Raw genomic sequence first — 26806 nt, forward strand, 5'->3', positions numbered from 1 at the left:
CATGACGGCGATCGCCGACATTCCGGAAGCACCGCGCGCCGCCCGTCGCCCGCAAATCGGCAACCCGGTGCTGCGCTGGCTGCGCACCAATTTGTTCTCGTCGATTCCGAACGGCATCCTCTCAGTCGTGCTGCTGGCGGTGCTCGCCAAGGGTGTCTTCAGCTTAGTGCTGTGGGGAATCGCGAACGCAGTCTGGTTGACGCCGGCGAACGATTCCAGTGCCTGCCGCGCAGTGCGCGGCGTCGGTGCGTGCTGGGCGATCATACCCGAAAAGTACCGCTTCATCCTGTTTGGCACCTATCCGTTCGACCAGCAGTGGCGGCCGGCGCTGGCGGTGCTGCTCTTCATCGCCCTGTTCTATCTCTCCACCCGCCGCGCCTTATGGCGGCGCGAACTGGCCTATCTCTGGATTGGAGCGCTGGCGCTGATCAGCGTGCTGATGTGGGGCGGCGTGTTCGGTTTGTCGTTCGTCTCGCAGGACCGTTGGGGCGGCTTGCCGGTGACGCTGATCCTGGCGACGTTCGGTCTCGCGTTCGGCTTCCCGCTCGGCATCCTGGTTGCCCTCGGCCGTCGTTCGAAGCTGCCGGCAATCCGCTCGCTCAGCGTGCTCTATGTCGAGCTGATCCGCGGCGTGCCGCTGGTCAGTCTGTTGTTCATGGCGAGCGTGATGTTTCCGCTGTTCATGCCTGCCGGATTCAACATCGACAAGCTCTTGCGCGCGCAGATCGCGATCATCCTGTTCGCAGGTGCCTATCTTGCCGAAGTCATCCGCGGCGGCCTTCAGGCCGTGCCGAGCGGACAGTATGAGGCCGCTGATGCGCTGGGGTTGTCCTATTGGCGCAAGAACCGGCTGATCGTCCTGCCGCAGGCGATCCGCCACGTCATCCCGCCGCTGGTCAACACCTTCATCGCCTTCTTCAAGGACACCAGCCTCGTCCTGATCATCGGTATCTTCGACCTGCTGACGACGGCGAAGACCGCGATCATCGATCCCGCGTGGCAGCAATTCTCCGTCGAAGTCTACATCTTCGTCGCCGCCATCTATTTTGTCTTCTGCTTCGCGATGTCGCGGTATAGCCGGAGTTTGGAGGCGACGCGCGCGGGCTAGATATCTCGTGCCCCGGACGAGGTGCAACGCGTCAGCGCTGCCGCTCGTCCGGAGCTCGAGAAGTTACTTCTTCACTTTTGGATCAATCGGCGTCGTGCCCCGCAGACCCAGAATATCCTCCAGCACCTTCGCGCCCGCGAGCACGTCAGCGTCGCTCCGGGGCGCGCCGACCACCTGCACACCAACGGGAAGTCCTGACGCCGTGAAGCCGCACGGCAGCGACAACGCCGGGCAGCAGGCGAGCGTGATGGCGTAGACGATGCCGAGCCATTCGACGTAATTGTCGAACCTCTTGCCCGCGCATTCGGCGACGTAGCGGTTCTCGATCGGGAACGGCGGCACGATCGTGGTCGGTACCAGCAGCAGATCGTAGGTCTGGAAGAACTCGACCGCACGGGCGGTCATGCCGACGCGCTGCGCTTCGGCGCGCTCGAGCTGCTCGACGGTGAGCTTGAGACCTTCCTCGATGTTCCAGATCACCTCGGGCTTGAGCAGGTCGCGCTTGGTGCGGAGCAGCTGCGCCTTGCTGATCGCGAAGTCGAACGCGCGGAGCACGTGGAAGCACTCATGCGCCTCGCGCCAATCCGGATGCGCCTCCTCGACGATGGCACCGGCTTCGGCAAAGCGTTCCGCCGCCTTGCGCGTGAGCGCCTTGACTTCGGGGTCGACCGGGGTGATGCCGAGATCAGCGGAGTAGGCGATGCGCTTCGGCTTTTTGCCCGACCGCGCGGCCGTCAGGAACGAGGTCGCGGGCGCCGGCAGCGACAGCGGGTCGGCGGCATAATCGCCGCTCATGGCATCCAGGAGCAGCGCGAGGTCTTCGACATTGCGTGCCATCGGGCCCTGCACGCCGAGATTGCGGTCGATGCCCGCTTTCGGCGTGTGCGCGACGCGGCCGATGCTCGGTCGCATGCCGACGATCCCGCAGAAGCTCGCGGGGCTGCGCAAGCTGCCGCCCATGTCCGAGCCCTGTGCGAGCCAGGCCATGCCGGTCGCGAGCGCCACCGCCGCGCCGCCGGAGGAGCCGGCGGCGGATTTCGAAATGTCCCAGGGGTTGAGGGTCGCGCCGAATACCTCGTTGAAGGTGTTGGCGCCGGCGCCGAATTCCGGCGTGTTGGACTTGGCGTAGACGACCGCACCATTGGCTTCGAGGTTCTCGACCATGAGGTCGGACTTCGCTGGGATATTGTTTTTGTAGATCGGCGAGCCCTGGGTGTTTAGCACGCCTGCAACATCGGTCAGGTCCTTGATCGGCACCGGCAGGCCTGCGAGCAATCCGCGCGCGCCGGCCGGCTTCTGCATCAGCGCCTTGGCGCTATCCCGCGCGCGATCGAAGCACAGCGTCGGCAGCGCATTGACCTTGCCGTCGACTTCACCGATGCGCTTCTCCAGCGCATCCAGCAGCTCCAGCGGCGAGACCTCGCCGGACCGCAGCTTGTCAACGACGACGCAGGCGGTTTCGCGGATCAGATCCTGAGACAATTATTTTACTCCTGTGCTTATTGAACCGTCATTGCGAGCGCAGCGAAGCAATCCAGTCTGTCCGCGGAAAGATTCTGGATTGCTTCGCTACGCTCGCAATGACGGTGTGTGGTGCGCGAAGCGACAGGCGTCAACTAACCCCATCCCGCGCTGATGCCGCCATCCACCGTATAGATGACGCCCGATGTATAGCCGGCGCGATCCGACGCCAGGAACGCCATGAGGTCGCCGATTTCGCGGGCATGCGCCGGCCTGCCGAGCGGCAGGCTCTTCTGGAATTCCTTGTAGCGGCTCTCGTCGCCGAACTGGTGCTTTGCCCGCGTCTTCAGCAGGGTGACGTGACGGTCGGTGCCGACCGGGCCGGGATTGATGCCGACCACGCGGATGTTGTCGGCGAGGCTCTTGCCTCCGAGCGCGCGGGTGAAGGCCATCAGCGCGGCATTGCCGGCGCTGCCGCAAATGTAGTTGGCGTCGAACTTCTCGCCGGCGGCGCCGATGTCGTTGACGATGACGCCGCCGCCCTTCGCCTTCATCTGCGCATAGATCATGCGCGTGAGGTTGATGTAGCCGAACACTTTCAATTCCCAGGCGTGCCGCCAGGTCGCCTCGTCGATCTTGTCGATGGAGCCGCCGGGAATGTCGCCTGCATTGTTGACGAGCACGTCGATATCGGCGGCCTCCTTCGCTAGCCGCGCCAAATCCTCAGTCTTGCGCAGATCGACAATGCTCGTCGCGGCATCGATCTGATGGGCGGAGCGCAGGCGCTCGGCCAGCGCCTTGAGCTGATCGCCATTGCGGGCGGCGAGGAGGAGATGGCAGCCTTCCTCGGCAAAGGCCTCGGCGGCGGCTGCGCCGATGCCCTTGGACGCACCCGTGATCAGGACGCGCTTACCACGCAGATGCAGATCCATGGAAGTTACTCGCTCGGTGAGAACAGGATGAAATCAGTAGGCGGTTGGCCGCGCCATGGTCAACATTGCAGTGCAGCGTTGCACTGCCGCCGCGTTTGGTCCATTGCAGTGCGGTCAAAAAGGCGGCGGCTGCCGGACCAATCAAGGACGTTCTCGATGAGCAAGAAACAATATCCGGATCGCGGTCATTCCCGGTGACGGCATCGGCAAGGAAGTGATGCCGGAGGGTCTGCGTGTTCTGGAGACCGCAGCGAAGAAGCACGGGGTGTCTCTTCATTTCGATCATTTCGACTTCTCGTCCTGGGAGTATTACGAGAAGCACGGCCAGATGATGCCGGACGATTGGAAGGACAAGATCGGCAAGCACGATGCCATTTACTTCGGTGCGGTCGGCTGGCCGGCCAAGATTCCGGATCACGTCTCGCTGTGGGGTTCACTGATCAAATTCCGCCGCGAGTTCGATCAGTATGTGAATTTGCGTCCGGTGCGGCTGATGCCGGGCGTGCCGTCGCCGCTGGCAAATCGCAAGCCGGGCGAGATCGATTTCTGGGTGGTGCGCGAGAATACCGAAGGCGAATATTCGTCCGTCGGCGGCCGCATGTTCCCGGACACCGACCGCGAGTTCGTGACGCAGCAGACAGTGATGACCCGCATCGGCGTCGACCGCATCCTGAAATTCGCCTTCGAGCTCGCGCAGTCGCGGCCGAAGAAGCACCTGACCTCGGCGACCAAGTCGAACGGCATCTCCATCACCATGCCCTATTGGGACGAGCGCGTGGAGGCGATGGCCAAGAAGTTTCCGGGCGTGAAGTGGGACAAGTACCACATCGACATTCTGACGGCGAACTTCGTGCTGCATCCGGACTGGTTCGACGTCGTGGTCGGCTCGAACCTGTTCGGCGACATCCTCTCTGATCTCGGCCCGGCCTGCACCGGCACCATCGGCATCGCGCCGTCAGGCAACATCAACCCCGAGGGCAATTTCCCGTCGGTGTTCGAGCCGGTGCACGGCTCGGCGCCTGATATTGCAGGGCAGGGGATTGCGAACCCGATCGGTGCGATCTGGTCGGGCGCGATGATGCTCGAGCATCTCGGTGAGAAGGAAGCCGGCAAGTCGATCGTCGATGCGATCGAGCGCACGCTGGCCGAGCGCACGCTCCGCACCAAGGACCTGGGCGGCAATGCTGACACCACGGCTTGCGGCAAGGCAGTCGCGGAGATGGTGGATTAGTTTGATCCGCTAACCGCGGGGTGGCCGTCCCGGCCTTCGCCGGGACGACATAGAGCTACCCCGCGATCTTTTCGATCGCCGCCTGATCCAGCCCAAACTTCTTCCCGGCTTCCAGAATCTCCTGCCAGGTGGTCGGATCAACCGGAATACCTTCCGCCAGACGCTTCTTCTTCGTCTCGCGCTCGGGCTCGCCGGCGATCTTCACCTTGTCGACGCCGGGGGCGGGCGGTGAGCCGGTATGCCAGGCGACGAAGCCCTCGACCTCGCGCGCCAGGTTCTCGCCGGTGCCGAGCTTGCCCGGGTCGATGATGATCGAGAGCATGCCGTTGAGGACGTTGTGCTTGCCGTCGGACGGGCCCTTGACCACCTGCCCGCCGGAGAGCGCGCCGCCGAGGATTTCGCACACCAGCGCGAGCCCCGAACCCTTGTGCTCGCCGAACGGCAGGATGGCGCCGTGCGGCGGGATCACGGTGTAGCGCGGATTGACGGTGGGCTTGCCTTCATTGTCGATGATGGTGCCGGGTTCGAGCTCGACGCCCTTGTTGTGGGCGACACGCGTCTTGCCCTGCGCGATCCTGCTGGTGGCGAAGTCGAGCACGATCGGCTCTTTGCCTCTGCGCGGGATGCCGACGCAGAAGGGGTTGGTGCCGTGGCGCGCATCGCTGCCGCCCCAGGGCGCCACGATCGGGCGCGAGATCACGTTGACGAAGTGAATCGATACCAGTCCGTGGCCGATGCACTGCTCGGCCCAGTGGCCGATGCGGCCGATGTGGTGCGAGTTCGACAGGCCGACGAGACACACGCCGTTGCGCTTGGCGCGCTCTGCCGCCAGCTCCATCGCTTCATGGCCGATCACCTGGCCGTAGCCGGTGAGGCCGTCGAGGGTGAGAAGCGGACCAGTGTCGAGCACGATCTTGACGTGCTGGTTCACGGCGAGGCCGCCCGTGGTGACGCTCTGGACGTAGCGCGGGATCATGCCGACGCCGTGCGAGTCATGTCCCCTGAGGTTGGCCTCGACGAGGTTCGTGGATACGAGCTCGGCCTCGCGGTCCGTGGAGCCGCCGGCCTTGACAATGGCGCGGACGACGTTGGTGAGCGGCTGTGCCTTGATGGTGCGATAGTCGGCCATTGTTATTGCTCTTATCCTTTCACGATCCGGCGGCAGTGGACCCACGCCGCTTCGATCAGGTTCTCACTTGCTTCCGGCGTGCGGAAGGCCGAATGCGCCGACAGCGTCACATTCGGAATCTTCGTCAGCGGATGATCGCCGGGCAGGGGTTCGATATTGAAAACATCGAGGCCGGCATGGCGGATGTGGCCCGACTCCAGCCCGTCGATCATGGCGGTCTCGTCGATGACGGCGGCGCGGGCGGTGTTGATGAGGATGACGCCCGGCTTCATCTTCGCGATCTTCTCGCGGGTGATCATGCCGCGGGTCTCGTCGGTTGAGCAGCAGATGCAGCGACACGACATCGGCTCGCGCCAGCAATTTGTCGAGATCGGTGAATTCGACGCCCGGATGGCTCTTGGGCGAGCGGTTCCAGGCAATCACCTTCATGCCGCTGCCCGAGGCAATGCGTGCGACCTCGGCGGCGATGCCGCCGAAACCGATCAGGCCGAGCGTCTTGCCGGTGAGCTGCATGCCATCCTCGCGCAGCCAGTTGCCGCCGCGCATCTCGCGATCCATCACCGCGATGACGCGGGCCGAGGCCCACATCAGCGCGATCGCGGATTCTGCGACCGCCGTGTCACCATAGCCCTTGATCAGGTGCACGGAGATGCCGAGCTCGGCGAGCTCTTCCGGATTCATGTAGCTGCGCGCACCGGTGCCGAGGAACACCACGTGCTTCAGCCCTGCGCACTTCTTCGCGACCTCGGTCGGTAGCGCGGTGTGATCGACGATCGCGATTTCGGCGCCGTCGAGGATCTCAGGATATTGCTCGGGCTTGATGTCGGGATCCCTGTGGATACGCACCTTGGGATCGCCCGGTTGCTCCAGCCGCTCCATGATCACGGCGAGAGCTTCATTGGCGTCGACGAAAACTCCGCGCATGGTTTTCTCCGGTCAGGACGCGACGCCGGCGATCGCCAGCACGGTGTGCATCAATACGTTGGTGCCGGCCGCGCAGTCGGGCTGCGTGGCGTCCTCCAGCTCGTTGTGGCTAGTGCCGTCCTTGCAGGGCACGAACACCATCGCCGCCGGCATGACGGTATTGAGGTTGCAGGCGTCGTGGCCGGCGCCCGAGGTGATGCGGCGAGAGGAATAGCCGAGCGTCTTCGCTGCGTTCTCCACCGCTGCAATCAGCTTCGGATCGAAATGCGTCGGCGGCTTGCGCCAGACGAGGTCGATCTTGACCTCGACCTTGCGGCGCGTGGCGATCTCGGCGATGGCAGCGCGCAAATCGCGATCGAGCGCGTCCATGATCGCGCCATCGGCGCTGCGGCAATCCATGGTGAAGGCGATCTCGCCGGGAATGACATTGCGCGAGGGGTTTGCGATCACGGCCTCGCCGATGGTGCCGACTGCCTTCGGCCCGTGCTTGCTGGCGATGGCCTCCATCGCCAGCACGATCTCGGAGAGCGTAGCGAGTGCATCGCGCCGCAACGGCATCGGCGTCGATCCGGCATGGCTCTCGAAGCCGGTAATCTTGCCGTCGTACCAGAGCACGCCCTGGCCGGAATCGACCACGCCGATGGTCTTGCTCTCAGCCTCAAGGATCGGACCCTGCTCGATGTGCAACTCGACGAAGCAGCCGAGCTTCTGAAAGCCGACCGGCTTGTCGCCGCGATAGCCGATGCCGTCGAGTGCCTGCCCGACAGTGACGCCTTCGACGTCCTTGCGCGACAGGATGTCATCAGTGGTGAAGTCGCCGACATAGGCTGCGGAGGCCATCATCGCGGGGGCGAAGCGCGAGCCTTCTTCATTGGTCCAATTGACGACACAGATCGGCGCCTCCGTCTCGATGCCGGCGTCGTTCAGCGTACGGATCACTTCGAGCGCGCCGAGCGTTCCCAGAATGCCGTCATACTTGCCGCCGGTGGGCTGGGTGTCGAGATGCGAGCCGATGCCGACGGGCAGCTTCGACATGTCGCGGCCCTTGCGCAGGCCGAACTGCGAGCCGAGCGCATCGGTGTGCACCTCTAAGCCGGCGTCCTCGCAGGCCTTGCGGAACCAGTCGCGCACCTGCTTGTCTTCTGCGCTCAGCGTCAGCCGCCGCACGCCGCCCTTGGCCGTGGCGCCGAACTGCGCGGTCTCGTGGATGGAGCCCCAGAGGCGGGCGGAATCGATTTGCAAATTGGTGGCGGCTCGGCTCATGCGGTCAGTCTCTCTTTTGTCCGGCGCCTGTTTCAATGACGCGCCGGCGCGGGCGCGTCAACTGCGAGGCTGCTCTGCGCAATCTGACATGCAAGCTCTGCGACGCGCTCCACCGCCACGACGTCGGGCGAGGCGAGCCAGCTCGCGGTGAATGTCAGTGGCGCGATTTCGAGATCGGTGTCGAGCAGTTGCAGCCGCCCGTCTGCAAGCTCGCTCTCGACGATGGCGTCGGGAATCACGGCGATGCCGAGGCCCTCGACCGCCATGTGGATGACGGTCGCGAGCGAGGCGGAGGCGTGCAGCCGGATCGGCGGCAGCTCCGGCCGGTCGAACACTTCGCGCACGACCTCGTAAGGCCGCGTCTTCCGTGGGAAGGTAATGATCGGAAACCGCGCCAGCTCAGCCCGCGTTACCGGTCCATGGCCGAGGCCGAGCGAGGGGCTGGCGAGAAAGCCGATCGGATAGTCGGCGAGGACGCGATTGTGCACCCCGGAGGCCGAGAGCGGGCCGACGACGAAGGCAAGCTCGATCTCTTGCGCAAGCAGGCGCGCGGTGAGGTTCGGCGTGATGTCGACCTCGATCTCCAGCGAGAGGTTCGGATAGACCTCGTTCATGCTCTTCACGAGGCGGGGCAGCCAGGTGTGGACGATGGTTTCGGCAACGCCGAGACGCATCACACCGCGCATCGCCGAGCGGTCGCCGACCTCGGCCAACATCTGGGCGCGCAGGCCGATCAGTTTTTCCGCATACACCATCATCTGCCGGCCGCTCGGCGTCGGCGAAGCCACGCGATGATCGCGGTTGAGGAGCTTCACGCCCATCTCGCGCTCGAGCTGAGCGATTCGCTGGGAGATCGCCGGCTGGGTCGTGTTGAGCCTTGCTGCGGCGCCACGGAAGCTGCCGAGCTTCACAACCCAGAGGAACGTCTCGATCGACCTGAAGTCCAGCATTGGAAGGATTTTCCCGATCGATAAACCAAATTTATCGAGAATGATTAGAAACGACGATTAGACTTTATAGCACGCTTGGTGTTGGCTTGTCTTTGTCGAGTTTCTAGGCAGGTCGATCACATGACTGTTTTGGTGGCAGTGCAGCAAACTGAAACGCCCGGCATGCTTCCGAGCCGCAAGGCGCGGCTTGCCTACCGCGAGGGTCTGGTCGCCTCCACCGCCGGCGTGGCTCCCGGCTTCGTCCAGGGCAATCTGGCGATCCTGCCGGCGGAATATGCCAGCGCCTTTCACCGCTTCTGCCAGCTCAATCCCAAGCCGTGCCCGATCATCGGGATGTCCGAGGTCGGCAGTCCGCACATCCCGGCGCTCGGAGCCGATCTCGATATCCGCACCGACGTGCCGCGCTATCGCGTCTGGCACGACGGCGAGGTGGTCGACGAGCCGACCGATGTGACAAAGCATTGGCGCGACGATCTCGTGACCTTCGTGCTCGGCTGCTCGTTCTCGTTCGAAGAGGCGCTGCTCGACGAGGGCATGCCGATCCGCCACATCGAGCACAATGTGCGGGTGCCGATGTATCGCACCAACATCGCCTGCGGCGAGTCCGGTCCCTTCGCCGGTCCCATGGTGGTGTCGATGCGTCCGTTCAAGCCGGCGGACGCGATCCGCGCGGTGCAGATCACCTCGCGCTATCCAGCCGTGCACGGCGCGCCCGTGCATCTCGGCCATCCGCATCTGATCGGTATCAAGGACATCGCCAAGCCCGATTACGGCGATCCGGTGCCGGTTGCCGACGATGAGATCCCGGTGTTCTGGGCCTGCGGCGTGACGCCGCAATCGGTCATCAACGCCGCGAAAGTGCCGTTCGCGATCACGCATTCGCCCGGCCTGATGCTGGTGACGGATATCAAGAACAGGACCATGGCCGTGATTTAGTGGGCAGCGTTTGCTGCTTCTTCGGGCTTTACCGCATCCATCAATCGTTTCATTCGATCAGTCGAAATTCAGTAACAGGGGACTTTGCCATGACGATCACTCGCCGCGACGTATTGTTGGGAGCTACCGCTACGGCCGCGCTGGTGCCGCTGGCAGCGCGCGCGCAGACTTCCGAGGTCGTGATCGGCGTGATCTATCCGTTCTCGGGCGGCAGCGCGCAGCAGGGCGTCGACGCGCAGAAGGCCTATGAGACCGCGCTCGAGGTCATCAACAAGGACACCGATTTCGACTTGCCGCTGGCGAAGGGTGAGGGCCTGCCGGGTCTCGGCGGCGCAAAGGTCCGCCTCGTGTTTGCCGATCACCAGGCCGATCCGCAGAAGGGCCGCGCCGAAGCCGAGCGCCTGATCACGCAGGAGAAGGTCTCCGCCATCATCGGCACCTATCAGAGCGCGGTCGCCGTCACCGTCAGCCAGATCTGCGAGCGCTACCAGATACCGTTCGTCTCCGCCGACAACTCCTCGCCCAGCCTGCATCGCCGTGGCCTGAAATATTACTTCCGCGCCGCGCCGCACGACGAGATGTACTCGGCCGCGATGTTCGACTTCTTCGATGCCTTGAAGAAGAAGGGCACCAAGATCGAGACGCTGTCGCTGTTCCACGAGGACACCATCTTCGGCACCGATTCCGGCAACGCCCAGGCCAAGATCGCCGGCGAGCGCGGCTACAAGATCGTCACCGACATCAAGTATCGCGCCAACTCGCCCTCGCTCTCGGCCGAGGTGCAGCAGCTCAAGAGCGCCAACGCCGACGTGCTGATGCCGTCGAGCTACACCACCGACGGCATCCTGCTGGTCAAGACCATGGCCGAGCTCGGCTACAAGCCGAATGCGATCGTGGCCCAGGACGCCGGCTTCTCGGAGAAGGCGCTCTATGATGCCGTCGGCGACAAGCTCGAAGGCGTGATCTCGCGCGGCACCTTCTCGCTCGACCTGGCGCAGAAGCGCCCGATGGTCGGCAAGATCAACGAGATGTTCAAGACGCGGTCGGGCAAGGATTTCAACGATCTCACCTCGCGTCAGTTCATGGGCCTGATCATCCTTGCGGATGCGATCAGCCGCGCCAAGTCGACCGACGGCGAGAAGATCCGCGACGCGCTGGCAGCCACCGATATCCCGGGCGAGCGGACAATCATGCCCTGGAAGCGCGTCAAGTTCGACGAGATGGGCCAGAACAACGATGCCGACCCGGTGCTGCTGCAATATGTCGGCGGCAAGTTCGTCACCATCTTTCCGCCGCAGGCCGCGATCGCTGAAGCGATCTGGCCGATGAAGTAAGATTTAGGAAAGCGGGAGCTCAGACGGTAGCTCCCGCCCTCATCCCTGCGCAACGGCGAAGCCGTTGTCGCTGGAGGAGCGGGCGCAGCCCGCGTCTCGAAGGGCGAGGGCGGGCCCATCCTTCGAGACGCGCGCAGGAGCGCGCTCCTCAGGATGAGGGCGTAATTCGGGGGACGGACTTTTGACAGCCCAAACCATTATCCAGAGTCTCGCGAGCGGCCTTCTCATGGGTCTGCTCTACGGACTGATCGCCGTCGGCCTCGCGCTGATCTTCGGCCTGATGGACGTCGTGAACTTCGCCCATGGCGAGTTCCTGATGATCGCGATGTATGTGAGCTTCTTCCTGTTCACGTTCTTCGCGATCGACCCCCTGCTGTCGGCGCCGCTGGTGGCTGCCGCGCTGTTCGTGCGTTCGGAGCTGTGGTCTATCTATTGGTCGTGCGCTTCGCCATGCGGGCCAAGGCCAATGCCGGCATGGTGCAGATCTTCTCGACCTTTGGCCTCGCCATCGTGATGCGCGGCCTCGCGCAGTTCTTCTTCACGCCGGACTATCGCAGCGTTCCGCATTCCTGGCTCGGCGGCAAGACGATCTCAATCGCCGGCATCTTCCTGCCCGAGCCGCAGCTGATGGGCGCGCTGGTCTCGATCCTGGCCTTTGCCGGGCTCTACTTCTTCATCCATCGGACCGATTTCGGCCGCGCGCTGGAGGCCACCCGTGAAGACCCTGGCGCGGTGGCCCTCGTCGGCATCGACAAGAACCGCGTGTTCGCGCTTGGCTGGGGACTTGGTGCCGCGTTGGTCGGCCTCGCCGGAGCGATCATGGCAAGCTTCTTCTATATCTATCCCGACGTCGGCGCGTCCTTTGCGCTGATTGCCTATGTTACGGTGGCGCTCGGCGGCTTCGGCAGCGTATTCGGCGCTTTCGCCGGCGGCATCATCGTTGGCCTCGTCGAAGCGACCACAGCCCTTGTGTTGCCGCCGTCGCTGAAGTCGGTCGGCATCTACGCAGTCTACTTGCTGGTCGTCTTCATCCGGCCGCGCGGCCTGTTCGGGTCGATGTGATGGACAAGAATTTTGCCGTGCGGCGCCGCCGCGACCTCATCATCGCCGCGGTGCTGGCCGGGCTCGCAGCGCTCGCCCCGCTGTTCATCAAGGACGTCTACGTCCAGAACATCCTGATCCTGACCTTGATGTATGCGGCGCTGTCGCAGAGCTGGAACATTCTTTCCGGCTATTGCGGGCAGATTTCGCTGGGACACGCGCTTTATTTCGGGATCGGCGCCTACACCACCGAGCTCCTGTTCACCAAGTTCGGCGTGCTGCCCTGGTTCGGCATGCTCGCCGGCGGCGTGATTGCGGCCCTCATTGCGATGGGGCTCGGCTATCCCTTCTTCCGCCTGCGCGGCCATTACTTCGTGATCGCGACCATCGTCATCGCCGAGATCGGGCTGCTGCTGTTCCAGAACTGGGAATGGGCGGGGGCGGCGATGGGAATCACCATTCAGGTGCGCGGCGACAGCTGGCTGAAATTCCAGTTCATGCGCAGCAAGCTGCCGTACTTCTATTTCGCGCTGGTGCTGTGCAGCCTCGCCTGGTTCGTCACCTGGTGGCTGGAAGACTCCAAATGGGGCTTTTGGTGGCGCGCGGTGAAGGACAATCCGGAAGCGGCCGAAAGCCTTGGCGTCGTCGTGTTCAACTCCAAGATGGGCGCGGCTGCCGTCTCCGCTTTCCTCGTTGCCATCGGCGGCGCCTTCTATGCGCAATTTCTCGCCTATATCGATCCTGAGAGCGTCATGGGCTTCCAGTTCTCGCTGCTGATGGCGCTGCCGGCCGTGCTCGGTGGCATCGGTACTCTCTGGGGCCCGGTGCTTGGCGCGGCCATTCTGATCCCGATGACGGAGCTGACGCGCTCCTATATCGGCGGCTCCGGGCGCGGCGTCGATCTGATCGTCTATGGCGGGCTGATCGTGGCGATCTCGCTGGCTCTGCCGCAGGGGCTGGTCAGCCTGTTCTCCCGTTCTAAAGCGAAGGGAGCCTCACGATGACCGCGCTCCTTGAAACCCGCGGCGTCTGGCAACGTTTTGGCGGCCTCGTCGCCAACAGCGACGTCTCGATTTCGGTCGGCCGCGGCGAGATCGTGGGCCTGATCGGCCCCAACGGTGCCGGCAAGTCGACGCTGTTCAATCTGATCGCCGGCGTGTTGCCGCCGACTCAAGGCTCGATCTGGTTCGACGGCGAGGACGTCACCAAGATGCCCGCGGCCGAGCGCTGTCAGCGTGGCGTCGGGCGCACGTTCCAGGTGGTCAAGAGCTTTGAGACCATGACTGTCATCGACAACGTCATCGTCGGTGCTCTCGTGCGTAACACCGTGATGCGAGTAGCGCGCCGCAAGGCGTATGAGGTGCTGGAGTTCACCGGCCTTGCCGCGCGTGCCGACGTGCTGGCGAGCGACCTCGTGCCGGCCGAGAAGCGCCGTCTCGAAGTCGCCCGTGCGCTGGCGACCGAACCGAAGCTGCTGCTGCTCGACGAAGTCCTCACCGGCCTCACGCCGACCGAGGCGCAGACCGGTGTCGCCCTGGTGCGCAAGGTGCGCGATGCCGGCATCACCGTGCTGATGGTCGAGCATGTCATGGAGATCGTGATGCCGCTGGTCGATCGCGCCATCGTGCTCGACCTCGGCAAGGTGCTGGTCGAGGGCAAGCCCACCGAGGTCGTCCGCGATCCCAAGGTGATCAGCGCTTATCTGGGAGATCGTCATGCTGTCGGTGCGTGAAGTCACGACCGCCTATCAGGGCCTGGTCGCGATCTCCGCGATCTCGATCGAAGTCCAGAAGGGCGAGATCGTCTGCGTGGCCGGCGCCAACGGCGCGGGCAAGTCGACGCTGCTCAAGTCTATCGCCGGCGCCGAGCGTCCGCGTTCGGGCACGGTGACCTTCGACGGCAAGCGCCTCGACGGCATGGCACAGCACCACATCACCGCCACCGGCATCGCCTATGTGCCGGAGAACCGCCGCCTGTTTCCGCGCCTCTCCGTGCGCGACAATCTGCGCCTTGGCAGCTATCTCTATCGCGGCGACGCCGATCGTGAGAGCCCGCTCGATCTCGTCTTCAAGTTGTTCCCGCGCCTGTCCGAACGCCTCGATCAGCGGGCCGAAACCCTCTCCGGCGGCGAGCAGCAGATGCTCGCGATCGGCCGCGCGCTGATGACACGCCCGCGGCTGTTGATGCTGGACGAGCCGTCACAGGGCATCATGCCGAAGCTGGTCGATGAAATCTTCCAGGCCGTGAAGCGCATCCGCGATGCCGGCATGACCGTCTTGATCGTCGAGCAGCGCATGGCGGAGTGCCTTGAGATCGCCGACCGCGCCTACATCCTGCAAACCGGCCGCGTGCTGATGCAGGGCGCAGCAAGCGAGATCAGAGGCAATCCGGATGTGCGCAAGGCATATCTGGGGCTGTAACTAGACTGCCACCACAATCTCTACCGTCATCCTGAGGTGCGCGCCCTTCGCGCGCCTCGAAGGATGCGCGCGCCTGTAGCCCATCCCTTCGAGGCTTCACCTTGCGATGCATTGCATCGCAAGGCTCGCGCCTCAGGATGAGGGCGGAGTATGCGGTGAGCGCCCGTGCTCGTGCCCATGCTCCGGCAGCTTCACCCCGAACACTTTCACCAGATCCTCCACCTGCTCCGGCGACAGATAGCGCGGGTTCATCCCGCGCAGCAGCAGATACAGCTTCGCCGTCTCCTCCAGCTCCTCCGTCGCGAACACCGAGGCCTCCAGCGTGTCGCCTGATACCACCGGGCCGTGATTGGCGAGCAGGACGGATGAATATTTCCCCGCCAGCCCCTTGATCGCGTCAGCCACCGCGGGATCGCCGGGGCGGTAATAGGGCACGAGCGCGGTGGCGCCGCATTTCATCAAATAATAGGCCGTCATCGGCGGCAGCACGGCACGCGGATCGACCTCGGGGAGCATCGACAGCGCGACGGAGTGGGTAGAATGCAGATGCACGATTGCCCTTGCGCTCCCGCGCGTGGCGTAGAGCGCAGTGTGCAGCGGAACTTCCTTGGTCGGCGCATCGCCCGAAACCAGCCGGCCCTGCTCGTCCAGCCGCGACAGTTTTGCGGGATCGAGAAAGCCGAGCGAGGCGTTGGTCGGCGTCACCAGCCAGCCGCCGCCGTCCAGCCTGACGCTGATATTGCCGGAGGAGCCGGGTGTCAGCCCGCGCTCGAACAGGGACCGTCCGAAGCGGCAAATGTCTTCGCGCAGCCGTGTCTCGTTGCTCATGGCCGTCATGTCTGTTTGTCTCATGCTTTGGCAGCGCGGCCAAGCCGTGTTATTCGGTTGCCAAGCTGCCGCAAAGGGCGGCCGTCCGGGAAACGTTCGCAAGGATGAGTTGCATGTCCGCCTCCACGTCACAGAATCAGCGCATCGCCGTCGTCGGGCTCGGCTCGATGGGGTTTGGCATGGCGACCTCGCTGAAGCGCGCCGGTCATATCGTCACCGGCTGCGACGTCTCGGCCGATGCGGTGGCGCGTTTCGTGACGGACGGTGGCGCAGGCGCCAAGACGCCGGCCGAAGCTGCCAAGGACGCCGATATCGTCGTCAGTGTCGTCGTCAATGCCGCGCAGACCGAGACCATCCTGTTCGGCAAGGACGGCGTCGCCGAAGCCATGCCCAAGGACAGCGTCTTCCTGTCGTCCGCGACCATGGATCCCGACGTGGCGCGGCGCCTTGCCAAGCAGTTGGAGGCGACCGGCCGGCACTATCTGGATGCGCCGATCTCCGGCGGGGCGCAGCGCGCCGCGCAAGGCGAGCTGACGATTCTCGCCTCCGGCAGTCCGGCTGCGTTTGAGAAAGCGCGGCCTGCGCTCGATGCCATGGCCGCAAAGCTCTACGAGCTTGGCGATGCCGCAGGCCAAGGCGCCGCCTTCAAGATGATCAACCAGTTGCTGGCCGGCGTGCATATCGCCGCAGCCTCGGAGGCGATCGCGTTCGCGGCCAAGCAGGGCCTCGACATCCGCAAGGTCTATGAGGTGATCACGGCGTCCGCGGGCAATTCCTGGATGTTCGAGAACCGCATGCCGCACGTGCTGGATGGCGATTACACGCCGAAGAGCGCGGTCGAGATCTTCGTCAAGGACCTCGGCATCATCCAGGACATGGCGCGCAGTGCCAGATTCCCGGTGCCGGTCTCCGCTGCCGCGCTCCAGATGTTCTTGATGACGTCAGCCGCCGGCATGGGCCGCGACGACGACGCGTCGGTGGCGCGGATGTATGCACAGGTCACCGGCGTCAAGCTCCCCGGCGACAAGTAGACAAGAGGACTCCAATGCCCCGTTTTGCCGCCAATCTCTCGATGATGTTCACCGAGGTGCCGTTCCTCGACCGCTTCGATGTCGCAGCCCAAGCCGGCTTCACCGCCGTCGAGTTTCTCTTTCCCTACGAGCATCCGGCCGAAGCGGTCGGCGAGCGGCTCAAGCGCAACGGCCTGACGCAGGCGCTGTTCAACCTGCCGCCGGGCGACTGGAATGCCGGCGAGAAGGGTTTTGCGGCACTGCCCTCGCGCTTCGCCGAACTCAAGCAAAGCCTGGAGACCGCGCTGCCTTACGCCAAGGCGACCGGCGTCAAGCGGCTGCATTTGATGGCCGGCATCGCCAACCGTGGCGAGCGCGTCGCCATCGAGGCGTTCTACAAATCGGTGGCGTGGGCCGCCGAGTTCTTTGCGCCGCACGGCATCGACATCGTGCTCGAGCCGATCAATGCGCGCAATGTGCCCGGCTATTTCCTCAATGATTTCGGTTTCGCGCGCGACCTGATCGACGAGTTGAGGATTTCGAACCTGAAGCTCCAGTTCGATATCTATCACTGCCAGATCATCCATGGCGACGTCACGATGCGGCTGCGCGAGATGATGCCGATCATCGGCCACGTCCAGATCGCCAGCATCCCCTCGCGCAACGAGCCTGACGGCGAGGAGCTGAACTATCCGTTCCTGTTCACCGAACTCGACCGGCTCGGCTACACCGGATTCGTCGGCTGTGAATATAATCCGCGCGGCAAGACCACGGACGGTCTAGCCTGGTTCCAGCCCTATGCCGGAGTGAAGCCGTGACACTTGCATTGGGCTGCATCGCCGACGACTACACCGGCGCCTCCGATCTCGCCAACACGCTGACACGCGCGGGCCTGCGCACCGTACAGACCATCGGCGTTCCCGCGGACGATCTCGCACTGCCCGAGGTGGACGCCGTCGTGGTGTCCTTGAAGAGCCGCTCGATCGAAGCCGGTCTTGCCGTATCGCGCTCGCGCGCGGCGGAGACATGGCTGCGCAGCCGCGGCGCGAGCCATGTGCTGTTCAAGATCTGCTCTACTTTCGATTCCACGGATGCCGGCAATATCGGCCCGGTGATGGACGCGCTGCGCGCCGATGGCGGCGAGTCGGTGGTGCTGGTGACGCCGGCGTTTCCGGAAACCGGCCGCACCGTTTACCAGGGCAATCTGTTCGTCGGCGCCGTGCCGCTGAACGAGAGCCCGCTCAAGGACCATCCGCTCAACCCGATGCACGATTCCAACCTGGTGCGCGTTCTGGCGCGTCAGAGCGGGACGCAGATCGGCCTCGTCGATCTCGCCACGGTCACCCGCGGCGCAGATGCCGTGCGGGCGCGGCTGGCCGAGCTCGCCGGCAAGGGCGTTGGCGCGGCGATCATCGACGCCGTCTTCGACCGCGACCTCGAGGCCATCGGCCTCGTCGCTGCCGAACACCGGCTGTCGGTCGGTGCCTCCGGCATCGGCCTTGGCCTGGCGCGCGCGCTGGTCTCGACAGGCAAGGTCAAATCGGCAGCGGCCAGCAGCGACGCGGGCGCCGCCGTCGGCGGACCCGCGGCCTGCCTTGCCGGAAGCTGCTCGCAGGCGACGCTTCAGCAGATCGCGAATGCCGAGCGTGTCATGCCGGTGTTACATCTCGATCCGGACCGTATTACTACGGGCGAGGACGAGGCGCAGCGTGCGCTGGCCTGGGCGAAGCCGCGACTCGCCGACGGTCCGGTCCTGATCGCATCGAGCTCGACGCCGGATCAGGTCGCAGCGCTCCAGGCGCGCCACGGCCGCGACGCGGCCGGTCATGCCATCGAGCAGGCCATGGCCGATATCGCCGAGGGGCTGGTGCATGCCGGCGTCAAGCGCCTGGTCGTTGCCGGTGGGGAGACATCGGGCGCCGTGGTCGACCGGCTAAAAATTCCTGGATTTCTCGTCGGAGTAGAGATCGCGGCGGGCGTCCCGGTGCTGCGCGCGGTCGGTGCTGAAAAAGGCGACATGTTGCTTGCTTTGAAGTCCGGAAATTTCGGCGGCGCGGCGTTTTTCACGGACGCGCTTGGGCTCATGCGCTGAGCGCAGGGCATTTTTAGCGTCATGTTCACTTGTTTCGGGCTTCCGTACTCGTACGGAGTTCGTAGTTAACATCTGCTCAGGTGCTCTGGTGTTGGATGTCGGTGCTGCTCCCTCTGGTTGATTCGTAAAACTTTCGGGCGCCCACCGCTCCAGCACAAAGAGACCCGACTATGCTCGCCACCATTTCCATCCGCGCCAAGATCATCAGTGTCGTGGCGTTCCTGCTGGTCGCGATGGCCGGCATGGGTCTGCTCGCCGTCATGAAGATGCGGTCGATGAATGCCAATACCACCGAAATCACCACGAGCTGGCTGCCAAGCGTGCGGGTGCTCGGCGATCTGCGCGCTGGCGTGATCACCTACCGCAACGTGATCCGCGAGCACATGCTGTCGGAGACTCTCGAAGAGAAGCTCGCGTCGGAGAAGACGCTGGCGACGGTGATCGAGGCCAACACCAAGTTCCGTCAGGTCTACGAGCCCATGATTACCTCGCCTGAAGAGCGGGCGATGTACGGCGAGTGGTCCAAGCTGTGGGACGAGTACAAGAAGGGCACCCAGGAAGTCATGGCGCTATCGCGCAAGGAAGCCGGCAAGGTTCCGCACGAGGCGCATGAGCTGAACGCCAAGACCGTCAACAAGATCGGGCTGCAAGCCGATGAGGTCTTGCGCAAGGACATCCAGCTGAACACCAAGGGCGGCGACCAGGCAGCCCAGGACGCCGCCGACAGCTATTCCTTCGCTTTCATGCTGGTCTCGATCATTCTCGGCGCTGCGGTCGTCATCGGCACGGGCGTCGGCTTCTATCTCGTCCATGACGTATCGAGCGGCATCAACTCGATCACCGAGCCGATGCAGGCGCTTGGCAAGGGCGAGCTTTCCGCCGAAGTCCCGCATCGCGGCGAGAAGACGGAAATCGGTGCCATGGCCGACGTGCTCCAGATCTTCAAGGAAGCGTTGATCGCCAAGAAGTCCGCCGACGAAGCTGCGGCCGCCGATGCCGAAGCCAAGATCGAGCGCGGCCCGCCGCGTCGACAACGTCACCCGCGAATTCGAAACCATGATCGGCGAGATCGTGCAGACCGTGTCGTCGGCCTCGACCCAGCTCGAAGCCTCGGCCTCGACGCTGACCTCGACCGCCGACCGCTCGCAGCGGCTGGCGACCACGGTTGCCGCGGCTTCGGAAGAAGCCTCGACCAACGTGCAGTCGGTGGCCTCGGCGACCGAGGAGATGGCTTCATCGGTGGGCGAGATCAGTCGTCAGGTGCAGGAATCGGCGCGGATGGCGGGCGATGCCGTCGGCCAAGCCCGCGCCACCACCGAGCGCGTCAGCGAACTCTCAAAGGCTGCCTCGCGCATTGGCGACGTCGTCGAACTGATCAACACCATCGCCGGCCAGACCAACCTGCTGGCGCTGAACGCGACCATCGAAGCCGCCCGTGCCGGCGAAGCCGGCCGCGGCTTCGCCGTGGTGGCCTCCGAGGTGAAGGCGCTCGCAGAACAGACCGCGAAGGCGACCGGCGAGATCGGCCAGCAGATCGCCGGCATCCAGGCGGCGACCAACGACTCGGTCGGCGCCATCAAGGAGATCTCCTCGACCATCGAGCGTTTGTCGGAGATCTCCTCGGCGATTGCGGCCGCGGTGGAAGAGCAGGGCGCTGCGACCCAGGAAATCGCCCGCAACGTCCAGCAGGCCGCCCAGGGCACCCAGCAGGTTTCGTCCAACATCACCGACGTGCAGCGCGGCGCGACCGAAACCGGCTCGGCGTCCTCGCAGGTGCTGTCGGCAGCGCAGATGCTGTCCAACGACTCGGGCCGGCTCAAGACCGAGGTCAGCAAGTTCCTGACCAACGTTCGCGCGGCGTAGGCCGGGCCGGCACGGAATTCCTGAAAGCGGCGTCTTCGGGCGCCGCTTTTTTACGCGCAGGAAAGCGGCTTCTGTCACCTTTCGGGCGCGAGCTGCATATCTGGAATGCTATTTCGCAGTGCAATAGCGCGGAATTGAACCGCACGTGACGCAGCGTCGTTGGCCATTTGGGCGGTCTTCAGGTAAATCAGCCGTGGAACCCGCGGGGGCGGTGCTTCCTGTCCCTGATTTGGAATTGCCTGGCGAATGATTGCTCTGGTTCGTATTGCCCTGAGCCGGCCCTACACGTTTGTCGTGCTCGCGCTCCTGCTTCTGATCATCGGCCCGCTGGCGGCGCTGCGGACGCCGACCGACATCTTTCCGGACATCCGCATCCCCGTGATCGGCGTGGTCTGGCAATACACCGGCCTGCCGCCGGACCAGATGTCAGGCCGCATCACGACGCCGTTCCAGCGCGCGCTGACCACGACGGTCAACGACATCGAGCACATCACCGCCAACTCCTACAACGGCTTTGGCATCATCAAGATCTTCTTTCAGCCGAACGTCGATATCCGCACCGCCAATGCGCAGGTCACGGCGATCTCGCAGACGCTGATCAAGCAGATGCCGCCGGGCGCGACGCCGCCCTTGATCCTGAACTACTCCGCCTCGACCGTGCCGATCATCCAGGTGGCGCTGTCGGGTGACGGCCTCACCGAGCAGAACCTTGCCGATATCGGCATCAACCAGCTCCGCACCCCGCTGGTCACAGTGCCCGGCGCAGCGATCCCCTATCCGTTCGGCGGCAAGCAGCGCCAGGTCCAGATCGACCTCGACCCGACCGCGCTCCAGGCTCGCGGTCTCTCCGGCCAGGACGTCGCCAACGCACTTGCAGCCCAGAACCTGATCACGCCGGTCGGAACGCAGAAGATCGGCCAGTTCGAGTACATCATCCAGCTCAACAACTCGCCGCTGAAAATCGACGAGCTCGGCAATCTGCCGATCCGGACCGTCAACGGTGCGATGGTCTATGTGCGCGACGTCGCGACCGTGCGCGACGGCAATCCGCCGCAGACCAACATCGTCCATGTCGACGGCAACCGCTCAGTGCTGATGATGGTGCTGAAGGCGGGCGCGACCTCGACGCTCGACATCATCGCGGGCATCAAGCAGAAGGTGATCGACGTCAAGGATCAGCTGCCGGACGCGCTCAAGATCGGCTTCATCGGCGATCAATCGGTGTTCGTCCGCGGCGCCATCGAAGGCGTCGCGTTCGAAGGCGTGATCGCGGCGCTGCTCACCAGCGTCATGATCCTGCTGTTCCTCGGCAGCTGGCGCTCGACCGTCATCATCGCGGTCTCGATCCCGCTCTCCGTTCTCGGTGCCATCATCATGCTGTCGGCGATCGGCGAGACGCTGAACATCATGACGCTCGGCGGCCTGGCGCTCGCGGTCGGCATCCTCGTCGACGACGCCACCGTGACCATCGAGAACATCAACTACCATCTGGAGCAGGGCAAGCCGGTCGAGCAGTCGATCCTCGACGGCGCCAACCAGATCGTGACGCCGGCCTTCGTCTCGCTGCTCTGCATCTGCATCGTGTTCGTGCCGATGTTCTTCCTCACCGGCGTGGCGCGCTTCCTGTTCGTGCCGATGGCGGAAGCGGTGATGTTCGCGATGATCTGGTCGTTCCTGCTGTCGCGCACGCTCGTGCCGACCATGGCCAATTATCTGTTGCAGCCACATGTGCGTCACGAGGGCGCGCCGCCGAAGTCGCGCAATCCGCTGGTGTGGTTGCAGCGCGGCTTCGAGGCTCGCTTCGAACGCATTCGCGGCGGCTACCACAACTTCCTCGGGCTCGCGCTCGCGCACCGTCCGGTGTTCGTGATCGGCTTCCTCTGCGTGGTCGGCGCGTCCTTCGCGCTGGTGCCGTTCCTCGGGCGCAATTTCTTCCCTGCGGTCGATGCCGGCAACATCCTGATGCACGTCCGCACCCAGGTCGGCACCCGCGTCGAGGAGACCGCCAACCAGCTCGCCGACGTGCAGAAGGCGATCCGCAAGCTGATCCCGAGCGAGATCGAAACGCTGACCGACAACATCGGCATGCCAATCTCCGGCATCAACATGACCTACAACAACACCGGCGTGATTGGCCCGCAGGACGGCGACATCCAGATCAAGCTGAAAGAGGGCCACAAGCCGACCGAGGAGCATGTGCGTGTGCTGCGTGAGCAACTGCCGCGGCTGTTCCCCGGCGTCAGCTTCGCCTTCCTGCCCGCCGACATCGTCAGCCAGATTCTGAACTTCGGTGCGCCGGCGCCAATCGACCTCCAGATCCGCGGCGCCAATCTCGGCGCCAACTTTGCCTACGCCAACACGCTCCTGGCCAAGGTGCGGCGGATTCCCGGCGTCGCGGATGCGCGCATCCAGCAGTCGCCGAACAATCCGACCTTCAACATCGACGTCGATCGCACCCGCGCGCAATATGTCGGCCTGACCGAGCGCGACGTCACCAATAGTCTCGTGGTCAACCTTGCCGGCTCCTCGCAGGTGGCGCCGACCTACTACCTCAATCCGGATAACGGCGTGTCCTATTCGATCGTGATGCAGACGCCGCAATACCAGATGGATTCGCTCAGCGCGCTGCAGACGTTGCCGATCACGGCCGCCGGCAATTCGCAGTCGCCGATCCTGGGCGGCATCGCCGACATCAAGCGTTCGACGTCGAGCGCGGTGGTCTCGCAATACGACATCCAGTCGATGGTGCAGATCTTCGCCACGACCTCGGGTCGTGATCTCGGTGCGGTTGCCGTCGACATCCGGCAGGCGATCGCCGACACCGCAAAGGAGGTGCCGAAAGGCTCTTCCGTGGTGCTGCTCGGCCAGGTGCAGACCATGAACAGCGCCTTCACCGGCCTCTTGTTCGGCCTGCTCGGGGCGGTCGTGCTGATCTACTTCCTGATCGTCGTGAACTTCCAGTCCTGGTCCGATCCTTTCGTGATCATCACGGCGCTGCCGGCCGCGCTCGCCGGCATCGTCTGGATGCTGTTCGCGACCGAAACGACGCTGTCGGTGCCGGCGCTGACCGGCGCCATCATGTGCATGGGCGTCGCCACCGCCAACAGCGTGCTCGTGATCTCCTTCGCCCGCGAGCGCTACGAGGAGCTTGGCGATCCGATCGCAGCCGCGCTCGAAGCCGGCTTCGTCCGGTTCCGCCCGGTGCTGATGACTGCACTCGCCATGATCATCGGCATGGCGCCGATGGCCCTGGGGCTGGGCGAGGGCGGCGAGCAGAATGCGCCGCTCGGCCGCGCCGTGATCGGCGGCCTGATCTTTGCGACCTTCGCCACCCTGATGTTTGTTCCCGTGGTGTTCAGTATGGTACACAAGAAGCAAGGCGCCAAAGCCGCCGCCTCCCTGGAGACCCCGCATGTCGCCCACTGAACCCCGCTCCCCGGTATCGCACCGGAAACTGGGCATTTTTGGCGTGGTGGCGCTGATTGCGGCAGGCCTCGTGGTCGGCACCGGCATCCGCGCGCGGGAGGAGCAGGGCTCCAAGCTGAAGGAGTGGACCGACGAACAGGCCGTTCCCAGCGTCGCGGTGACGCTACCCAACGCCAAGGCCCTCCATGCCAACCTCGATCTGCCGGGCCGGTTGGAAGCCTATTCCCGCGGCACCGATTTTCGCGCGCGTATCGGGTTACCTGAAGAGCTGGAGCGCCGACATCGGCGCGCGCGTCAGGGCCGGTCAGGTGATCGCCGAGATCGAGGCACCCGACCTCGATCAGCAGCTCTTGCAGGCCCGCGCCGACCTCGCCAGCCAACAGGCCAGCGCCAGGCTGTCGGAGGCGACGCTCAACCGCCGCAAGACGCTGGTCGCTTCCAACTTCGTCTCGGCGCAGGAAATCGACGAGCGCACCGCCGATCTCTCCAACAAGAACGCCGCCGTGCATTCGGGGCAGGCCAACGTCGAGCGGCTCGAGGCGCTCGCAGGCTACAAGAAGATCACCGTGCCATTCGACGGCGTCGTCACCGCGCGCGATACCGACGTCGGAGCGCTGATCAACGCGGGCGGCGGCTCGGGGCCGGCGATGTTCGTGGTTTCCGACATCACCAAGCTGCGCGTCTACGTCAACGTTCCCCAAAACTACGTGCCTGCGATCAAGATGGGCGCCAAGGCCAGCATCGTGCTGCCGGAGTATCCGAACCGGACCTTCCAGGCCACCGTGGAGGCTTCTTCGCAAGCCGTCGACGTCGCCTCGGGCACGACGCGCATGCAGCTTGGTCTCGACAATTCCTCGGGCGAGCTGATGCCCGGCGGCTACGCCAGCGTGAAGCTCAGCCTGCAGCGCGACTCGGCGCCGCTCAGCATTCCCGCCAGCGCGCTGATCTTCAACAGCAGCGGCCTGCGCGTCGCGACTGTCGGTGTCGACGACAAGGTCCTGTTCAAGCCCGTGACCATCGCCCGCGACCTCGGCCGCGAGATCGAACTCGCCTCAGGAATTGCAGCGGATGACCGCGTCATCACCGCACCACCGGATGGCCTGTCCGACGGCGACCTGGTCCGCGTGACCGGCGCCGGCGCCAAGGGCAAGCCGGCGACGGCGTCGGAGAAGCAGGCGCCGAAGGGATAGGGGGTCCCGTGCCCCGCTCTGCGGAGCGGCATTGCATGCCGCACCGCGTCCGGGACACGAGAGCTAGTCTAGGCCGCGCGCCACTCCGGCACGCCATCGACGGCCATCGTGATCTCGCCGAGTGAGCCGACCGGCGTCCTATCCGTGTTCAGAAGATGCGCCAGCGTGGCCGCATTATTCGCCGGAATCCGCGCCAGCGTGCGCCTGTCATCTTCCGTCCGCAGCATCACCACGCCGTGCTCGACATCGCCGCCACGGCCGTAGAGCACCGTAAAGCTCTCGACCTTGCCCCTGCCTGAGATATCCGTGACGAACTCCGGCACCGCGCGCTTGTTGCTGTTTGCCTCCGCTTGCACGCTGGTCTCCTGCGCCAATGTCTCACGCGGCGGCGCCTTCGACACCACCAGCGCATGGTGCTTGGTGACGAAGCCGCCCTGGCCGTAAAGCAGGCCGAGCTTTGCGCCGTCGCGCACACGCCGCACCATCGCGCAGGCTGCATGCGTCATGTAGGTGTTGAGCGGCGCGCCGAAGAAGGTGAGGCCGCCGGTCACGGTCGGCTGTACGTCGGGGCCTAAGCCCAGCGTCCGCCGCGCCATCTTGGGCACGCACGGGAAGCAGCTGTACAGTTCGATCGCGTCGAACTCTTTGCCGTCGCCGCCGGCGAGGTCCATCGCGGCTTTCAGCACCGCATTCTGCGGATGGCTCTCGTAAAACTGGTCGCGCAGGAGATAGTCGCGCGGCTCTTCCGCAGAGGCGCCGCCGAGCGGGTAGACGAGCTTGTCTTCGGCAATGCCGGCCGCGCGAGCCCTGGCGAGGCTGGTGAGCAGCAGCGCACCGCCCATGTTGACACTGGGGTTGGCAACCATGAGCTTGTTGTAGGGCCACGCGATGAGACGATTGTCCGCCGTCGGCGTCGTGATCTCGTCCGGCGCGTAGCGCCGCTTGAGCCAGGCGTTGGGATTTTGCACCGCGGCCTCGGAATAGCGCGACCATAGCGTGCCGGACTCTGCCATGGCTTCGCGCGGCGTCTGGCCCCAATGCGCCGAGGAGGCGGTCTCATAGAACGGGTAGACGGTGACGGGGCGGAACACACCGAGCTTCACGGCCAACGGCTTCTGGAACGCCGCGCCGCGCTTCGGCTCCTCGACGTCATGGGCGAACGGCGTCCATGGCAGCTTGGCCCCGGCACGCTCGGCCTTGGTCGCGGTCGACTGCGCTTCCGCGCCACAAACCGCTGCCACGGTGCATTCGCCCCGCGCGATGCGCTTTGCTGCCTCGTGGACGTAGCGGATCGGGCTCTCGCCGCCGACCGGGCCGTAATAGCAATGCGCCGGCGTGATGCCGAGTTGTTTCGCCAGCAGCTGCTCCGGATCGCGATAACGCCAGCTCAGGAAGTTGACGACGTCGAGCGATTGCACCTCGCCGAGCAGCTTGGCGCCGGCGTCCTGTTCGGCGCGGCGCAACGCCTGCTCGAGCAGATCAAGCGGCTCGAGGCCGTCGGTGATCTCCTTGGGGCGATCGACGATCTCGCCGATGCCGACGATGACGGGGATGCGGTTTGGGGGGATAGAGGAGTTCGTCATTTCTGTTTGCTTCACGTTTCAGATCTTGGGCACGCCGTCGCCCTTCGAGGCCTTCGCTGCGCTACGGCACCTCAGGATGACGGCT

18 protein-coding genes and 4 pseudogenes are annotated in these 26806 nt (G+C 64.6%); 14 read left to right on the forward strand and 8 right to left on the reverse strand.

Going from position 1 to position 26806, the window contains the following annotated elements:
* The first annotated feature begins 1 nt into the window (after position 1).
* A complete protein-coding gene (locus ACVWW3_RS04875; protein WP_247349747.1) occupies positions 2 to 1108 on the forward strand; it encodes an amino acid ABC transporter permease in 1107 nt (368 codons plus the stop codon).
* 63 nt (positions 1109 to 1171) lie between these two features.
* Here the strand turns inward: ACVWW3_RS04875 and ACVWW3_RS04880 are convergent, their stop codons facing one another.
* Both ACVWW3_RS04880 and ACVWW3_RS04885 read right to left on the reverse strand, forming a co-directional pair.
* On the reverse strand, positions 1172 to 2590 hold the full coding sequence (locus tag ACVWW3_RS04880) for an amidase (RefSeq protein WP_247349748.1): 1419 nt from the start codon (positions 2588 to 2590) through the stop codon (positions 1172 to 1174).
* 134 nt (positions 2591 to 2724) lie between these two features.
* Entirely contained in the window at positions 2725 to 3501 is a 777-nt protein-coding gene (locus ACVWW3_RS04885) for an SDR family oxidoreductase (protein WP_247441456.1), read from the reverse strand.
* Positions 3502 to 3718: 217 nt separating this feature from the next.
* Between ACVWW3_RS04885 and ACVWW3_RS04890 the strand changes: the two genes are divergently transcribed.
* A complete protein-coding gene (locus ACVWW3_RS04890) occupies positions 3719 to 4732 on the forward strand; it encodes a tartrate dehydrogenase (RefSeq protein WP_456671888.1) in 1014 nt (337 codons plus the stop codon).
* Between the two features lie 55 nt (positions 4733 to 4787).
* Here the strand turns inward: ACVWW3_RS04890 and ACVWW3_RS04895 are convergent, their stop codons facing one another.
* From ACVWW3_RS04895 to ACVWW3_RS04910, 4 genes and pseudogenes are all read right to left on the reverse strand, one after another.
* Positions 4788 to 5861, reverse strand: coding sequence for a malate/lactate/ureidoglycolate dehydrogenase (locus ACVWW3_RS04895; protein ID WP_456650752.1), 1074 nt, complete (start codon positions 5859 to 5861; stop codon positions 4788 to 4790).
* Positions 5862 to 5872: 11 nt separating this feature from the next.
* A pseudogene (locus tag ACVWW3_RS04900) lies at positions 5873 to 6785 on the reverse strand (NAD(P)-dependent oxidoreductase).
* A gap of 12 nt (positions 6786 to 6797) precedes the next feature.
* Positions 6798 to 8048, reverse strand: coding sequence for an allantoate amidohydrolase (locus ACVWW3_RS04905; RefSeq protein WP_456650750.1), 1251 nt, complete (start codon positions 8046 to 8048; stop codon positions 6798 to 6800).
* Between the two features lie 32 nt (positions 8049 to 8080).
* Entirely contained in the window at positions 8081 to 8998 is a 918-nt protein-coding gene (locus ACVWW3_RS04910; RefSeq protein WP_247441466.1) for a LysR family transcriptional regulator, read from the reverse strand.
* A 120-nt stretch (positions 8999 to 9118) separates the two neighbouring features.
* Here ACVWW3_RS04910 and ACVWW3_RS04915 point away from each other — a divergent pair, with 120 nt between their 5' ends.
* The 6 genes and pseudogenes from ACVWW3_RS04915 to ACVWW3_RS04940 all read left to right on the forward strand — a co-directional run bounded on the left by ACVWW3_RS04915 (position 9119) and on the right by ACVWW3_RS04940 (position 14729).
* On the forward strand, positions 9119 to 9934 hold the full coding sequence (locus tag ACVWW3_RS04915; RefSeq protein ID WP_456650749.1) for a putative hydro-lyase: 816 nt from the start codon (positions 9119 to 9121) through the stop codon (positions 9932 to 9934).
* An 89-nt stretch (positions 9935 to 10023) separates the two neighbouring features.
* Positions 10024 to 11268 (forward strand): ABC transporter substrate-binding protein, encoded by a 1245-nt coding sequence (locus tag ACVWW3_RS04920; RefSeq protein WP_247349757.1) that lies wholly within the window; start codon positions 10024 to 10026, stop codon positions 11266 to 11268.
* Positions 11269 to 11494: 226 nt separating this feature from the next.
* A pseudogene (locus ACVWW3_RS04925) lies at positions 11495 to 12330 on the forward strand (branched-chain amino acid ABC transporter permease).
* On the forward strand, positions 12330 to 13313 hold the full coding sequence (locus ACVWW3_RS04930) for a branched-chain amino acid ABC transporter permease (RefSeq protein WP_354053033.1): 984 nt from the start codon (positions 12330 to 12332) through the stop codon (positions 13311 to 13313). Before ACVWW3_RS04925 ends, ACVWW3_RS04930 begins: the two are co-directional and overlap by 1 nt.
* Positions 13310 to 14041 carry an ABC transporter ATP-binding protein gene (locus ACVWW3_RS04935; RefSeq protein ID WP_247349759.1) on the forward strand — a complete coding sequence of 244 codons (732 nt, stop codon included), beginning with the start codon at positions 13310 to 13312 and terminating at the stop codon, positions 14039 to 14041. Before ACVWW3_RS04930 ends, ACVWW3_RS04935 begins: the two co-directional genes overlap by 4 nt.
* Complete coding sequence (locus ACVWW3_RS04940) at positions 14025 to 14729, forward strand: ABC transporter ATP-binding protein (protein WP_456650748.1); 705 nt, start codon at positions 14025 to 14027, stop codon at positions 14727 to 14729. Before ACVWW3_RS04935 ends, ACVWW3_RS04940 begins: the two co-directional genes overlap by 17 nt.
* A gap of 132 nt (positions 14730 to 14861) precedes the next feature.
* On the opposite strand, the gene otnC is transcribed toward ACVWW3_RS04940, so the two are convergent.
* The gene (gene otnC, locus ACVWW3_RS04945) at positions 14862 to 15566 is read right to left on the reverse strand and encodes a 3-oxo-tetronate 4-phosphate decarboxylase (RefSeq protein WP_456671889.1); all 705 of its coding nucleotides are present in this window, start codon (positions 15564 to 15566) and stop codon (positions 14862 to 14864) included.
* A gap of 95 nt (positions 15567 to 15661) precedes the next feature.
* Between otnC and ltnD the strand changes: the two genes are divergently transcribed.
* The 6 genes and pseudogenes from ltnD (at position 15662) to ACVWW3_RS04975 (ending at position 25138) form a co-directional block, all read left to right on the forward strand.
* On the forward strand, positions 15662 to 16588 hold the full coding sequence (gene ltnD / locus ACVWW3_RS04950) for an L-threonate dehydrogenase (RefSeq protein WP_456650747.1): 927 nt from the start codon (positions 15662 to 15664) through the stop codon (positions 16586 to 16588).
* A 14-nt stretch (positions 16589 to 16602) separates the two neighbouring features.
* Complete coding sequence (otnI, locus tag ACVWW3_RS04955; protein ID WP_247349763.1) at positions 16603 to 17385, forward strand: 2-oxo-tetronate isomerase; 783 nt, start codon at positions 16603 to 16605, stop codon at positions 17383 to 17385.
* Positions 17382 to 18659: a 3-oxo-tetronate kinase gene (otnK, locus tag ACVWW3_RS04960; protein WP_456650746.1), complete on the forward strand. Its 1278-nt coding sequence runs from the start codon at positions 17382 to 17384 to the stop codon at positions 18657 to 18659. Before otnI ends, otnK begins: the two co-directional genes overlap by 4 nt.
* A 170-nt stretch (positions 18660 to 18829) precedes the next feature.
* Positions 18830 to 20522 (forward strand): annotated as a pseudogene (locus ACVWW3_RS04965) (methyl-accepting chemotaxis protein).
* A 246-nt stretch (positions 20523 to 20768) separates the two neighbouring features.
* Positions 20769 to 23948: an efflux RND transporter permease subunit gene (locus tag ACVWW3_RS04970; RefSeq protein WP_456650744.1), complete on the forward strand. Its 3180-nt coding sequence runs from the start codon at positions 20769 to 20771 to the stop codon at positions 23946 to 23948.
* Positions 23935 to 25138 (forward strand): annotated as a pseudogene (locus ACVWW3_RS04975) (efflux RND transporter periplasmic adaptor subunit). Before ACVWW3_RS04970 ends, ACVWW3_RS04975 begins: the two are co-directional and overlap by 14 nt.
* A 68-nt stretch (positions 25139 to 25206) precedes the next feature.
* On the opposite strand, the gene ACVWW3_RS04980 reads toward ACVWW3_RS04975, so the two are convergent.
* Complete coding sequence (locus ACVWW3_RS04980; protein ID WP_456650742.1) at positions 25207 to 26721, reverse strand: acetyl-CoA acetyltransferase; 1515 nt, start codon at positions 26719 to 26721, stop codon at positions 25207 to 25209.
* Positions 26722 to 26806: the final 85 nt, after the last annotated feature.

The sequence above is a fragment of the Bradyrhizobium sp. LM2.9 genome (assembly GCF_054056555.1).